We start from the raw sequence: 14460 nt of genomic DNA, 5'->3' as shown, positions 1-14460 counted from the left end.
CACGTTTATTCGATTGAGGGAGAGTGGCAATGTTAAAACACGTTACCCGCATTTCCGGGGTACTGTTGTTATTGACCTTTTGGGCCCCTGTTGTTTCAAGTGCAGCCGACTGGCAGCCTTTTGCACAAGCTATCAATAAAAGTCAGAACGACCCTCGCCAGTATCAGGCAATTAAACTGGCTAATGATATGACCGTCTTGCTGGTTTCTGACTCTCAAGCCCCCAAATCACTCGCCGCGCTCGCCATTCCTGTCGGTTCGCTGGAGGATCCTGATTCTCAGCTGGGTCTTGCCCACTATACTGAGCACATGTTACTGATGGGCTCGAAGAAATATCCTCAGCCGGAAAGTCTGTCTGAATTCCTTAAGAAACACGGTGGCAGCCACAATGGCAGCACTGCTTCTTACCGTACCGCGTTTTATCTTGAAGTAGAAAACGATGCCTTGCCAGAAGCGGTAGATCGCCTTGCAGATGCTATCGGTGAACCATTGTTAGACCCCGCCAACGGGGACCGTGAGCGTAACGCGGTGAACGCTGAGCTGACCATGGCCCGATCCCGTGACGGCATGCGGATGGCGCAAGTTCGCGCAGAGACATTAAATCCCAGGCATCCGGCGTCCCGTTTTTCAGGCGGTAACCTGGATACGTTGAAAGATAAACCGGGCAGTAAGCTTCATGATCAGCTGACGGCTTTTTATCAGCGCTACTATTCTGCCAACCTGATGGTCGGTGTGATTTACAGTAATAAACCGTTGCCTGAACTTGCTGAGCTGGCCGCCACAACCTTTGGTCAGATCGCCAATCACCACGCAGCCGTGCCGCCGATTACGGTCCCGACATTAACAGCAGACCAAAAGGGTGAGTTTATCCATTTCGTTCCTGCACAGCCGCGCAAAGAATTACGGGTTGAATTTGCAATTGATAATAATAGTGCCCATTTTCGCAGTAAAACAGACACCTATATCAGCTATCTGATGGGTAACCGCAGCCCGAATACCTTATCAGACTGGTTACAGAAGCAAGGCTATGCCGATGGGATCAGCGCAGGTGCGGACCCGATGGTTAACCGTAATATGGGCGTATTCAATATCTCTGTTTCCCTGACTGATAAGGGACTGGCGCAGCGCGATACGGTTATTGCAGCCATTTTCAACTATCTCAACGAAATACGCGCTCAGGGCATCAAAAAAACCTATTTTGATGAAATTGCCCACGTTATGGCGCTCGACTTCCGCTATCCGGCGCTGACGCGTGATATGGATTATGTCGAATGGCTGGTGGACACCATGTTGCGGGTCCCTGTCGAGCACGTTCTCGACTCACCTTATCTGACTGACCAGTATGACCCCAAAGCGATTGAGTCACGTCTAACAGAAATGACGCCGCAAAATGCGCGTTACTGGATCATCAGTCCGAACGAGCCGCACAATAAAGTGGCCTACTTCGTTAATGCGCCATATGAAATTGATAAAGTTTCCGCGCAAACCTACTCGCAGTGGCAGACGTTGGGGAAGGGGATTTCGCTGTCCCTGCCAGCGCTGAATCCGTACATTCCTGATTCACTTACGCTGGTCACTAAAGATTCGACGGCGACGAAACCTGAGCTGCTGGTTGAAGATAAGGGTTTGCGTGTGTTCTACATGCCGAGCCGTTATTTTGCTGATGAGCCTAAAGCCAATGTGACTGTTTCTTTCCGCAATGAGCAGTCGCTCAGCACGGCTAAAAATCAGGTGCTCTATGGCCTGACGGATTACCTCACCGGCGTGGCTTTTGATCAGCTGAGTTATCAGGCATCCATTGGCGGGATCACGTTCGGGACATCTCCGGATAACGGTTTGCAGTTTACTGCCACAGGTTTTACCGAGTGTCTGCCTGATTTACTGGCCGCACTGGTTGATAACTACCCCGATTTCAAACCGACTCAGGAACAGCTTGATCAGGCGAAATCATGGTATCTCGAACGCTTAGCTTCAGCAGATAAAGGAAAAGCGTTTGAGCTGGCGCTGCAACCGGTTCAGTTACTTTCGCGGGTGCCTTACACCGAGCGCAGCGAGCGTGAAAAGCTGGTTTCCGCCATCACACTGGATGATGTTAACGCTTACCGTGAACAACTGGTTCACCATGCTGCCGTGGAAATGATGGTTGTGGGTAACATGACGGCTGATCAGGTTAAAGCGATGTCTCAGCAAATTATGCAAAAGCTGGGCGCGCATGGGACACGGTGGTGGCGCGGAAAGCAGGCTGTAGTGACTCAGCCGCTGAAAGCAAATATCCAGCGTATCGGGACAAGTTCGGACTCAGCACTGGCAGCGGTATATGTTCCCACCGGTTATGATGAAGTTCAGAGCATGGCGTACAGTGCATTGTTGGGACAGATTATTCAGCCATGGTTCTACAGCCAGCTTCGGACACAGGAACAACTGGGTTATGCCGTGTTTGCTTTCCCTATTCCGGTAGGAAAACAGTGGGGGATTGGTTTCCTGCTGCAAAGTAACAGCAAGCAACCTGACTATCTGTATCAGCGCTATCTGGCATTTTATCAGCAGGCAGAAAAACGTCTGCGTGAAATGAAGGATGATGAGTTTCTGCAATATAAACAGGGACTGGTGCATGAAATGCAGCAAAATCCGCAGACGCTAGATGAGGAAGCCGACCGTCTGGGGAATGATTTCAGTCGCGGAAATCCGCAATTTGATACCCGCACGAATGTGATCCGGGTTATTGCCGGGCTGACTCAAACTCAACTGGCGGATTATTTCGATCAGGCTGTAATGAAGCAGGATGGTCTGGCGATGCTTTCGCAGGTCTCAGGCAACGACAGCAAGACCCCACAATATGCGGCGCCTGAGGGCTTTAAAACCTGGCCTGACACCTCCACGTTGCAACAGGTGCTGGAACCGCACACGGATAAATAACGTACTGATGTGCAAGGCAAAATAAAAAGGACGCGAGAGCGTCCTTTTTTACCACTGAGGAAAGGTGGTGAGATTTTTACAGTTCGGCGATCAGTATTTTGGAGCGACGCTGGTAGTTGTACATTTCTTGTTTCTGAATCGGCAACACATCCACTTCTGCTGGCTTGAAGCCACGTTCCTGGAACCAGTGAATACTGCGGGTCGTCAGTACGAACAGCCTGTTCAGCCCCATAAGTTTCGCCTGGCTGGCAACGCGTTGCAGTAACATTTCACCGCGTGAAGAGCTGCGGTAGTCCGGGTGAACCGCCACGCAGGCCATTTCGCCAATCCCTTCATCATGGAAGGGGTAAAGCGCTGCGCAGGCAATGGTCAGGTTATCCCGCTCGATAATGGTAAATTTATCGATTTCCATTTCCAGCTGTTCGCGGGAACGACGCACCAGAATACCCTGCTGCTCCAGCGGCCGGATAAGTTCCAGAATGCCGCCGATGTCGTTGATGGTTGCACGACGCACTTGCTCGGCACTTTCCATCACGATTTGCGTACCAATACCGTCTCGCGAGAACAGTTCCTGAACCAGCGCACCGTCTTCCTGATAACTGATCAGGTGACTGCGACGTACACCACTGCGGCAGGCTTTCACCGCGCCGCGCAGGAAGCGAACGGTGCCAGAAAGATAGTCACCGCTGGATTCCATCTGATCAATTCTTTGCTGTGCATCATTAGGGAACAGTTCGGAAATAATATTACCTTCCTCGTTGATTACCCCCTGAGAAGAGCAGAAGCCGATCATTTTTTCCGCTTTCAGTTTGATTGCCAGTTGTGTCGCTACTTCCTCAGAAGTCAGGTTGAAGCTTTCACCGGTAACCGAAACTGCCACCGGGCCAAGCAAAACAATGGCATTGCTGTCGAGCTGACGGTGAATCGCTTCTTCATCAATACGGCGGATACGCCCGCTGTGACAGTAATCAATACCGTCATCGACGCCCAGCGGTTGAGCAATAATAAAGTTGCCGCTGACGACGTTGATGTGTGCACCTTGAAGTGGCGTATTATTCAGACTCATTGACAGCCGCGCTGTGATATCGAGCTGCAGCAGACCTGCGGCTTGCTTAACCAGTTCGAGCGCGCGGGCATCGGTGACGCGGATGTTTTTATGATAAATCGGTTCGTAATTATGCTCAGAAAGGTTCTCATCAATCTGCGGTCGGGCGCCATAAACAACCACCAGACGGATGCCTAAGCTGTGTAACAGGCCGATATCATTGACAATATTGCTGAAATTCTCATGTTCAATGGCTTCTCCACCGAGCATGACAACGAATGTTTTGCCACGGTGAGCATTTATATAGGGAACTGAGTGGCGAAATCCCTGGACCAGTTCAGTACTACGTTCCTTCACGGCAAAACCTCGTATGAATTTTTATTCGTAATTTTTGTATTTTTATTCTTTTATGGCCCTGTGGCAAGTAAGAAATCTCTGTTTTTGTTTTAACCCCTATCACAAACATACAACAAATTGATAAATAGACTAAATGTTTAGGAATGACATGCAGGATATGATTCGTTAGAATTCGTAAATTGAGTTTTTTATCATCTTTTTTTAACTTTTGGACCTTTTTGAGACTGCATGACTGACGATACTCACAATCCCGGAAGATGACGCCTCCTGCAAACCGTAGCTGCTTCCTGGATGCTCAGCGTGAGTAAAGTAGGTTTTGCGGCCAGCTCACAGGTTATTGCCGTACGCATCTGGCCCTCGTCTACTTATACCCGAATCACCCTCGAATCCAGCACGCCCTTAAAATATAAGCAGTTTCTGCTCAGTGATCCGCCACGCGTTGTGGTGGATATCGAAGGCGTGCATCTCAACAGTGTGCTCAAGGGACTGGGTGAAAAAATCCAGCAAAGTGATCCTTACATCCGGCAGGCGCGGGTGGGGCAGTTTGATACCAAAACGGTGCGTCTGGTGTTTGAGCTAAAGCGTACAATCAATCCGCATGTCTTCACGCTGAAACCGGTCGCTGAATTCCATAACCGGCTGGTGGTTGATTTGTATCCGCAAGAAGGTGAGATCAGTGCTCAGGATGATCCGCTGCTGGCGTTACTGGAAGATTACAACCGCGGAGATGTCGCGAGAACGTTACCGCCGGAAACGAAGAAAGACGGCCAGGCGGGGCGAAGCCGGCCGCTGGTGATTATGCTTGATCCCGGCCATGGCGGTGAAGATCCGGGAGCTATTGGCAAATACAAGACCCGTGAAAAAGATGTCGTGTTGCAGATTGGCCGCAGATTACAGAAGCTGATTGCGCGTGAACCCAATATGAAAGCGCATATGACCCGCAATGAAGACGTGTTTATTCCGCTCAAAGTCCGCGTGGCAAAGGCACGAAAACTGCGGGCAGACCTTTTTATCTCTATCCACGCAGATGCCTTTACCAGTCGGGCAGCAAGAGGCTCATCGGTTTTTGCGTTGTCGACCAAAGGCGCCACCAGTTCCGCAGCACGTTTTCTCGCACAAACGCAGAATGAATCTGACCTGATAGGCGGCGTCAGTAAAAGTGGCGACCGGTATCTGGATCACACGATGTTTGATCTGGTTCAGACGGCAACCATCAGCGATAGCCTGAAATTTGGCAAAGAAGTGCTGACGCGCATGGGAAAGATTAATCATCTGCACAAAAATAAAGTGGATCAGGCCGGATTCGCGGTATTGAAAGCGCCGGATATTCCGTCGATTCTGGTCGAAACGGCGTTTATCAGTAACATTAATGAAGAGAAAAAATTGCGGACTGCGCATTTTCAGCAGCAGGTGGCGGAGTCAATTCTGGCCGGGATCAAAGCGTATTTCGCACAAGGCGGGATGTCGACGATGGGATGAGTCGCGCGGGGGCGGGGTGATTATTCCGCGCTTCGCCGGAATTCAGATACAAAAAAACACCCGTTAGGGTGCCTGATGTTTTTCACTGATTTTTAGTAGTTGGTTGCGGGGGCCGGATTTGAACCGACGACCTTCGGGTTATGAGCCCGACGAGCTACCAGGCTGCTCCACCCCGCGTCCGTCACTACTGTTTACTGCTTTATTTCATCACATTATTCGAACTGAGCATCTTTATGCGTCTGTCTCGAATTGGTTGCGGGGGCCGGATTTGAACCGACGACCTTCGGGTTATGAGCCCGACGAGCTACCAGGCTGCTCCACCCCGCGTCCGTATACTGCTTTAATTCATCGTACAATTCAACCGGGCATTAAGTGCATCGATATCGAATTGGTTGCGGGGGCCGGATTTGAACCGACGACCTTCGGGTTATGAGCCCGACGAGCTACCAGGCTGCTCCACCCCGCGTCCGATGGAGGCGAACTATACTCCCCATGAGATTTCGTGCAACCCTTTTTTGAATTTATTCAAATAAAGCACTTAGTTGCTGGCTTTTTATGCACAAAATCGCCGTTTGGTGTTCAATTTGGCTCAGTACACTTTTTTCGGCTGTGGTAATTCCTTTCTGATAGGGCGTTTGTTATCGTTTCGCCAGCCATTTCCCTGAAAGTAAGAGAGCGCGGAATAATGAAAGGACGTTGGAGTAAATATCTGCTGGGTGGTCTGGTGTTAGCGGTGTTGGCGGGGTGTTCTTCGCGACCGACTGACCGGGGCCAGCAGTATAAAGATGGCCGTCTGGATAATGCGCTTGAATATGTGAATGAGCCCAATGCTACAGGCAAGCCGGTAAATGCGCTGGATTACTCTAATCAGGTCGCTGCGGTACAAATTGCCTCTTCTTCTTTATATGGCCGTAATAACACGACATTCCAGGCTGTTGAACAATGGCTGCGCTCCGGGGCTGATACCCGCAATCTTAGCCAGTACGGCATCAGCGCCTATCAGATGGAAGGTGCTGACAATTTTGGTAACGTGCAACTGACTGGCTATTACACGCCAGTTGTGCAGGCGCGCTATACCCGTCAGGGCGAATTCCAGTATCCGCTTTACCGTATGCCGCCTAAACGCGGTCGTCTGCCCGATCGTGCTTCGATTTACTCCGGTGCCCTGAGTGATAACTATGTGGTGGCCTGGACCAACTCCCTGATGGATAACTTTATGATGGAAGTACAGGGCAGCGGTTATGTCGATTACGGCGATGGTCGCCCGTTCATGTTCTTCGGTTATGCGGGCAAGAATGGTCACGCTTACCGCAGTATCGGCAAAGTGCTGATCGACCGCGGTGAAGTGGCGCGTGAGAATATGTCTATGCAGGCGATCCGCCAGTGGGCAGATACTCACAGCCCGGCAGAAGTGCGTGAATTGCTGGAACAGAATCCGTCATTCGTTTTCTTCAAGCCTGAACCTTTCGCGCCAGTTCGCGGTGCCAGCGGTGTGCCGCTGATTGCCAAAGCCTCTGTAGCTTCTGACCGTTCGCTGATCCCGGCGGGTACTACCTTGCTGGCGGAAGTGCCGGAGCTTAACGATAAAGGCAAGTTTACCGGTAAATATCATATGCGTCTGATGGTCGCACTGGATGTTGGTGGTGCGATTAAAGGACAACATTTCGATATGTATCAGGGGATTGGTCCTGACGCTGGCCACTCCGCAGGATTTTATAATCACTATGGACGCGTCTGGGTGTTAAAATCAGCGCAGAACGGCAAGCCGTTGTTCACGGCATACGCGCCATCCAACTAGATTTCAAACGACAAAGTCTTCGAACGCACTGAGGTTTATCTTTTCATGACAGCGACTTACTCCGACGCTTATCAGCAACGTTTTGGCGGAACTGCCCGGCTTTATGGTCAGCAATCGCTGGAGCTGTTCTCGCAGGCGCATATCTGTGTGATTGGTATTGGCGGAGTGGGGTCATGGGCTGCGGAAGCGCTGGCCCGCACCGGTATTGGCGCGATCACGCTGATTGATATGGATGATGTGTGTGTGACCAACACCAACCGTCAAATCCATGCGTTACGTGAAAACGTCGGGCAGGCAAAAACGGAAATTATGGCGCAGCGCATTCTGGCGATTAATCCGGAGTGCAAAGTCACCTGCATTGATGATTTTATTACGCCGGATAACGTGGCTGAGATGCTCGATCACGGATTCAGCTATGTCATTGATGCTATCGACAGCGTCCGGCCTAAAGCCGCGCTGCTGGCCTATTGCCGTCGTTATAAAATTCCGGTGGTGACGACGGGCGGTGCGGGTGGTCAGATTGATCCGACCCAAATTGCTGTCGTGGATCTGGCGAAAACCATTCAGGATCCGCTGGCGGCAAAACTGCGTGAACGTCTGAAAAATGATTTCAACGTGGTGAAAAACAGCAAAGGTAAGCTCGGAATTGACTGTGTGTTTTCCAGCGAGCCGTTGATGTATCCGCAGGCTGATGGCTCGGTATGTGCTGCAAAGGCAAGCGCAGAAGGCCCTAAACGCATGGATTGCGCGTCTGGTTTTGGGGCTGCAACGATGGTTACCGCGACGTTTGGTTTTGTCGCGGTATCCCACGTACTGAAGAAGATGATGGCTAAGGCGCAGCGTCAGGCTCAGGCAGCCTGACGAGCCAGGGCGATTACGCCTTCTGCCAGCGCATGAAGCCCGCTGGAGCGGCTGGTACTCAGTTGCTCACGCAATCCCAATACATCAAACAGCGCCAGCGGATCCCGCATTAAAATCTCGTCTGGCGTTTTGCCTTCCACGGCGGTCAGTAGCACTGCCAGCAAACCTTTAACGATCCTTCCTTCGCTGTCACCATAGAAATGCATTGTTCCATTCACCGCTTTTTCCGCGCCTAGCCATACCCGGTTTTCACAACCAGACAGCTCATTTTCCGGCGTTTTCAGCGTCGTATCCAGCGGCGGCAAAGATTTCGCCAGCAGGATTAACTGACGGTAGCGGTCTTCCCACTGACGGAATGACGCGAATTTTTCGGTCAGTGAGGATTCAGTGATCTCATGGCCGAAAGGATGTGGCGCTAACATGGTATTCCCCAAAGAATGAATTAGTCGGCTAACAGATCGAAAGCATATTTTACTGCCCTGACCAGCCGTATAACGTCCTGTTCATTATTATACGGCGCAAATGAAGCCCGTAATGTGCCGCTGATGCCCAGAGCATCCATCAATGGCTGGGCGCAATGCTGTCCGGCGCGCAAGGCAATGCCTTGTTCAGCCAGCAATGTCACAAGGTCACTGTGATGTACACCGGCGATATCGAATGCCAGAAGTGAGGCATTCTGACAGCGGAAACTGCGGAAACCCTCAATCTGCGTAAGCTGCTCTTCAGCCAGACTCGCCAGATTTTGTGTATATTTCTCTGCTGCTTGCAGATCTACGGTTTTTAACCATTTCAGCGCTGCTGACATCCCGATCACACCGGCAATGTTAGGCGTACCCGCTTCGAAGCGGTGGGGCACGGCCTGCGGTATAAAACCGGTCATGGAAGCCTGGGTCAGCATTTTCCCGCCGCCCTGCCACGGTGCCATATTCTCGAGTAATTCAGTTTTGCCATACAGCACGCCGATGCCTGTCGGTCCGTAAAGCTTATGGCCGGAGAAGGCATAAAAGTCGATATCGAGTTGTTGAACGTCTGGCGGACAATGAACAACGCCTTGTGCGCCATCGATCAGAACGGGCGTGGCGTTAGCGTGTGCCAGTTCAACGGCACGGGCTATATCGGGTATTCCGCCGGTAACATTCGACATTTGCGTCAGTGCCAGCAAGCGGGTTTTGTTGTTCAGCAGGGCGGAAAGGGCGGTGATATCAGGAATGCCGCACTCATCCACTGGCAGCGTGATCACCCGCGCCTGACATTGTTGTGCGACCATCAGCCACGGAATGAGGTTAGCGTGATGTTCCGCCTGACTGACAATAATTTCATCACCCGGTTGCAGCCGCGGGCGCAGCCAGCTTTGTGCCACCAGATTTATGGACTCCGTGGTTCCCCGCGTCCAGACGATATCTGCGGAATGCGGCGCGTTGATCCACTGCGCCACCAGCCTTCTGGCCTGCTCGTAGTTATCTGTCAGGGTTTGCGCCGCATGATACTGGCTGCGGTGCACGGTGGCTCCTTCCTGAGAGTAGAAATTTACAGTGGCCTCGATCACCGCCTGCGGCTTCAGGGCGGTGGCGGCACTGTCGAGATAACATTGCCCCTGAGATAGCGCAGGAAACTGTTGACGAAAATCTGCGGGGTTAAAATCAGTCATACGAAATCAGATCCTTCGGCCTGAGTTAAAAATACAGGTTTATCTGTAACACAAGCCGCTTATTCATTTTAGGAATGGTTACCTGGAAATTCATCAGAGGTTTGTTATGCTGAATTACGAAGACTAGAAGCATTAGCCTGGAGTCTAACCAGGAATTTGAAGCATATTAATCTGCAAGGAGTCTATGATGAAGAAGATCGCCGCCGTAATTTCAGCTGCACTGTTGACGACAACACTTGCCGCCTGTTCGAGCAACTACGTGATGCATACCAACGATGGCCGCACCATTGTTGCTGAAGGCAAACCTAGCACCGACAGTGATACCGGTATGATCAGTTATACCGATGCGTATGGCAATAAGCAGCAGATCAATAAATCTGAAATCAAAGAAATGGCAGAAGGGAACTGATTCCTGACGTGAACACCTTGAGTCAGTCGCTCAGGTAACCTCACATTTTGCTTTGTGACAAAACCGGCTCCTCTTGCGAGGAAGCCGGTTTTGTCACATTATGCGCTCGCCATTCTGCTGCCTGGTGTTTTCTTTACGTCCTTTATGCAGCAAAAAAAGCAAAAAAAAGCACCGCAAATTGCGGTGCTAAAAAATCACTTTGGACAGACAGGGTAATGTACAGGAAGTGAAAAGTTTGTAGCATTCAAGCTACGCGTCTGGATTGCCAGACAATTGCAAACACAACATCACAACCACAAGCCAAAAGTATTTCAGCATCCTCATACCAATCTACTTTTCGTTCCGGCTCAGGAAGTGGCGCCACTATAGGTTTTTGCCTGTACATCCTCAACGGACAAATTATAATGTCTCGGATTAAAAAAACTAATACCTAAACCCACGGACAGGCGTTCCGCTAACCGGCGAATAAGAAGTATCCATTCTATGTCAAAACGTTTACCGCCTTTGAATTCTCTGCGGGTGTTTGATGCCGCAGCGCGTCACCTTAGTTTTACTAAGGCTGCCGAGGAATTGTTCGTCACGCAGGCCGCTGTTAGCCACCAGATTAAGTCACTTGAGGACTTTTTAGGGTTAAAACTGTTTCGCCGCCGCAATCGCTCTTTGTTACTGAGCGAAGAAGGGCAGAGCTATTATCTGGATATCAAAGAGATATTCTCTGCTCTGAATGAGGCCACACGTAAACTTCAGGCACGCAGTGCCAAAGGCGCGCTGACCGTCAGTTTACCGCCCAGTTTTGCGATTCAATGGCTGGTGCCAAGATTGTCTGGCTTTAACTCAGCTTATCCGGGCATCGATGTACGCATTCAGGCGGTAGACCGTGAAGAAGATAAATTGGCCGACGATGTCGACGTCGCCATATTCCATGGTCGGGGTAACTGGCCGGGGCTACGGGCAGAGCGATTGTATGCGGAGTATTTACTGCCGGTTTGCTCTCCTTCGTTGCTGATGGGGGATAATCCGCTGAAGGAACCCGCCGATTTAAGTCATCACACACTGCTGCACGATGCTTCCCGTCGGGACTGGCTGGCGTACACCAAACAGCTTGGGTTGCAGCAGGTGAATGTGCAGCAGGGGCCTATTTTCAGCCACAGTGCGATGGTGGTTCAGGCCGCCGTTCACGGGCAGGGTATTGCGCTGGTGAATAATGTCATGGCACAGACTGAGATTGAGGCCGGACGTCTGGTGTGTCCGTTCAGTGAAGTTTTAATTAGTAAAAATGCTTTTTATCTGGTTTGTCATGACAGTCAGGCAGAACTGGGTAAAATAGCCGCCTTTCGTCAGTGGATCCTCGCCCGTGCAGCCAGCGAGCAGGAAAAACTGCGCTTTCGTTTCGATCAGGCGTGAGGCCTGATTCCTGGGGATAGAAAGTCCTGAGTCTGCTGATGGGATTGATTAATCAGGTTTTCATCAGCAAATAACGATAACAGGTAACGCATAATGACCAGTCGTTCAATGTTGATTTTCGCCGCTATCAGCGGTTTTATCTACGTCGCTTTCGGTGCGTTTGGCGCACATGTGTTGAGCCAGTCGCTCGGCGAAGCGGAAATGGCATGGATCCATACCGGGTTAACTTATCAAAGCATTCATACGCTGGTAGTGATGATTCTGGGTGTTGCGATGCAGCGCCAGCGCAATGTGTGGTTCTACTGGAGCAGCGCCTTTTTAGCGCTGGGAACCGTTTTATTCAGCGGCAGCCTTTATTGTCTGGCGCTGTCACATCTCCGTTTGTTCGTTTTTGTCACTCCGATTGGCGGTACCTTGTTCCTGGTCGGTTGGATTTTGTTGTTGATCGGCGCATTGCGCCTGAAGAAAAAGGCCGAACGCCATGAATAAACTTGCTCTCTACTGCCGTCAGGGTTTTGAAAAAGAATGCGCAGCAGAAATTACTGACAAAGCTGCGAAGATGGAAATCTTCGGTTTTGCCCGCGTGAAAGAAAACAGCGGTTATGTGCTGTTTGAATGCTATCAACCAGATGATGCTGACCGTATCGCCAAAGAACTGCCCTTCCGCGAGCTGATTTTTGCCCGTCAGTTGATCGTGGTGGGAGAGTTGCTGAAAGATTTGCCGCCGGAAGATCGTGTTTCTCCGATTGTCGGCATGGTTCAGAACGTGATTACCAACGGTGGTGAGCTTCGCGTTGAAGTGCCTGATACCAATGAAAGCAAAGAGCTGACCAAGTTCTGCCGCAAACTGACTGTGCCGCTGCGTTCCGCGATGCGCGAATGCAAAGTGCTGGGCAAGAAAGAGAATGCGCTGCGTCCGGTAGTGCATGTGTTCTTTATCGCCCCGGGTTGCTGCTATGTGGGGTATTCCTACAGCAATAACAATTCACCGTTCTATATGGGTATTCCGCGCCTCAAGTTTCCTTCCGAAGCGCCAAGCCGTTCAACGCTGAAACTGGAAGAAGCTTTCCATGTCTTTATTCCGGCTGATGAGTGGGATGAACGTCTGGCAAGTGGCATGTACGCGGTGGATTTAGGCGCGTGTCCTGGCGGCTGGACGTATCAGCTGACACAACGCAGCATGATGGTCACGGCTGTCGACAACGGTCCGATGGCACCCAGCCTGATGGAAACCGGTCAGGTGATTCATCTGCGTGAAGACGGCTTCCGTTACAAATCCACCAGCACTAAGAACTACTGGCTGGTGTGTGACATGGTCGAAAAACCGGCTAAAGTGGCTGCGCTGATGTGTGACTGGCTGGTCAACGGCTGGTGCCGTGAGGCGATCTTTAACCTGAAGTTGCCGATGAAAAAGCGTTACGAAGAAGTCTCTAATATTCTTGAACGCATCGACGAACGTCTGAAAGAAAATGGCGTGAATGCCGAGATCTTCGCGAAGCAGCTTTATCACGATCGCGAAGAAGTCACCGTGCATATCCGCCGTTTCTGGTCGGCTATTGGCGGACGTCGCGACGAGCGCGATCGCTGATACTCGTCATACTTTGAACTGCAGGGGCGTTGGCTGCGTGCGTTAGCCCGAATCACTTACTTGCCACCTGCCTGCAATTCAAATTATTCAGAGTATCCTTCCTGAGCACTTGCGTTTGAGAAGTGCTTTTTTATGGCAAGCGCAGTTGCTGCAAATTGCCATCCAGCGCGACGTCGGTTTGCAGCGTTGATACACGTTTGCAGGCATACGCCAGTTCACAGTGCTCTTCGAGTTTTTTACGCCATTTTTCCGGCACGCCTTCCAGATTGTCGTAAAGCTCATCCAGCGATCCGGTCTGCGTCAGTAACGTGACCGCCGTCTTCGGGCCTATTCCCGGCACTCCCGGGATTTTACTGCTGCTGATCCCGGCCAGACCCCAGTAATTGGTGAGTTGCTGTGGCAATACGCCAAACGTTTCCTGAACAAACGGCATATCCAGCCAGCGTTTCTGGAAGTAATCACGGATCTGAATATTGGGTGCCAGTAACTGACAGTACCCTTTATCGGTTGAAACGATGGTGACCTGATGGCCGCCGGATGACACTTTCGCGGCCAGTGTTGCCGCCAGGTCGTCCGCTTCATTACCGGCAGAATGCCAGCAGGCAATGCCTAGCCCTTCAAAACCGGCTTTCAGGCTGGGCATTTCCGCAACCAGATTATCTGGCATTGGTGAGCGTCCGGCTTTGTAGTCGGGCAGACACTGATGACGCCAACTGTCTGCCCGGTCATCTTCGTCAAATACGGCAACGGCATGTGTGGGCTGAGTATGTTGAATCAACTGACCTATGGCGTTCTGGCAGGTAATCAGACAAGGCGAACCCTGAACCGCATGGATACGGCGGATCAGGTTCAGGGCATCAATAATCAGCAGATGTATTGCCATGTTAATCTCCATAATAAAGGCGACTCGCGTCGCCCTTAGATCTGCTTTAGAAGTGTGACTTGCCGTGTGATCA

General features: G+C 51.0%; 12 protein-coding genes and 3 tRNA genes. 8 read left to right on the top strand and 7 right to left on the bottom strand.

Translation table 11 applies throughout. From position 1 onward, the window contains the following. The first annotated feature begins 29 nt into the window (after window positions 1-29). Window positions 30-2915, top strand: coding sequence for a pitrilysin (gene ptrA / locus EX31_RS13165; RefSeq protein ID WP_037035157.1), 2886 nt, complete (start codon window positions 30-32; stop codon window positions 2913-2915). Between the two features lie 76 nt (window positions 2916-2991). On the opposite strand, the gene argA is transcribed toward ptrA, so the two are convergent. After that, complete coding sequence (argA, locus tag EX31_RS13160) at window positions 2992-4317, bottom strand: amino-acid N-acetyltransferase (protein ID WP_013574171.1); 1326 nt, start codon at window positions 4315-4317, stop codon at window positions 2992-2994. A 267-nt stretch (window positions 4318-4584) separates the two neighbouring features. Here argA and amiC point away from each other — a divergent pair, with 267 nt between their 5' ends. After that, the gene (gene amiC / locus EX31_RS13155) at window positions 4585-5796 is read left to right on the top strand and encodes an N-acetylmuramoyl-L-alanine amidase AmiC (protein WP_231576057.1); all 1212 of its coding nucleotides are present in this window, start codon (window positions 4585-4587) and stop codon (window positions 5794-5796) included. Between the two features lie 100 nt (window positions 5797-5896). Here amiC and EX31_RS13150 read toward each other — a convergent pair. The 3 genes from EX31_RS13150 to EX31_RS13140 form a co-directional block, all read right to left on the bottom strand. Continuing rightward, window positions 5897-5973, bottom strand: a tRNA-Met gene (locus tag EX31_RS13150). A 73-nt stretch (window positions 5974-6046) separates the two neighbouring features. After that, a tRNA-Met gene (locus tag EX31_RS13145) sits at window positions 6047-6123 on the bottom strand. A 62-nt stretch (window positions 6124-6185) separates the two neighbouring features. Further along, a tRNA-Met gene (locus EX31_RS13140) sits at window positions 6186-6262 on the bottom strand. Between the two features lie 219 nt (window positions 6263-6481). Here EX31_RS13140 and mltA point away from each other — a divergent pair. Then, window positions 6482-7594, top strand: coding sequence for a murein transglycosylase A (gene mltA / locus EX31_RS13135; RefSeq protein ID WP_013574173.1), 1113 nt, complete (start codon window positions 6482-6484; stop codon window positions 7592-7594). A 45-nt stretch (window positions 7595-7639) separates the two neighbouring features. Beyond that, entirely contained in the window at window positions 7640-8455 is an 816-nt protein-coding gene (gene tcdA, locus EX31_RS13130) for a tRNA cyclic N6-threonylcarbamoyladenosine(37) synthase TcdA (protein WP_037035155.1), read from the top strand. On the opposite strand, the gene csdE is transcribed toward tcdA, so the two are convergent. Together csdE and csdA are read right to left on the bottom strand one after the other, a co-directional pair. Beyond that, window positions 8443-8877 (bottom strand): cysteine desulfurase sulfur acceptor subunit CsdE, encoded by a 435-nt coding sequence (csdE, locus tag EX31_RS13125; RefSeq protein WP_037035153.1) that lies wholly within the window; start codon window positions 8875-8877, stop codon window positions 8443-8445. The genes tcdA and csdE overlap by 13 nt on opposite strands. 20 nt (window positions 8878-8897) lie before the next feature. Next, entirely contained in the window at window positions 8898-10103 is a 1206-nt protein-coding gene (csdA, locus tag EX31_RS13120) for a cysteine desulfurase CsdA (protein WP_037035152.1), read from the bottom strand. Window positions 10104-10290: 187 nt separating this feature from the next. On the opposite strand from csdA, the gene EX31_RS13115 reads away from it, so the two are divergent. The 4 genes from EX31_RS13115 (at window position 10291) to rlmM (ending at window position 13504) form a co-directional block, all read left to right on the top strand. Further along, window positions 10291-10512: a YgdI/YgdR family lipoprotein gene (locus tag EX31_RS13115; protein ID WP_013574177.1), complete on the top strand. Its 222-nt coding sequence runs from the start codon at window positions 10291-10293 to the stop codon at window positions 10510-10512. Window positions 10513-10995: 483 nt separating this feature from the next. After that, window positions 10996-11916 carry a transcriptional regulator GcvA gene (locus EX31_RS13110; RefSeq protein ID WP_013574178.1) on the top strand — a complete coding sequence of 307 codons (921 nt, stop codon included), beginning with the start codon at window positions 10996-10998 and terminating at the stop codon, window positions 11914-11916. A gap of 93 nt (window positions 11917-12009) precedes the next feature. Next, window positions 12010-12405, top strand: a complete 396-nt coding sequence (locus tag EX31_RS13105; RefSeq protein ID WP_013574179.1) for a DUF423 domain-containing protein — start codon at window positions 12010-12012, stop codon at window positions 12403-12405. After that, window positions 12398-13504, top strand: a complete 1107-nt coding sequence (gene rlmM, locus EX31_RS13100; RefSeq protein WP_013574180.1) for a 23S rRNA (cytidine(2498)-2'-O)-methyltransferase RlmM — start codon at window positions 12398-12400, stop codon at window positions 13502-13504. Before EX31_RS13105 ends, rlmM begins: the two co-directional genes overlap by 8 nt. 130 nt (window positions 13505-13634) lie before the next feature. Here rlmM and xni read toward each other — a convergent pair whose 3' ends face one another. Then, window positions 13635-14387 carry a flap endonuclease Xni gene (gene xni, locus EX31_RS13095; RefSeq protein ID WP_037035151.1) on the bottom strand — a complete coding sequence of 251 codons (753 nt, stop codon included), beginning with the start codon at window positions 14385-14387 and terminating at the stop codon, window positions 13635-13637. Window positions 14388-14460 lie beyond the last annotated feature (73 nt).

This window comes from Rahnella sp. WP5, assembly GCF_000745615.1.
GTDB lineage: Bacteria > Pseudomonadota > Gammaproteobacteria > Enterobacterales > Enterobacteriaceae > Rahnella > Rahnella aceris.
Note: the sequence above shows the minus strand (reverse complement) of the source record. Positions and strands in the feature narration are given on the sequence as shown.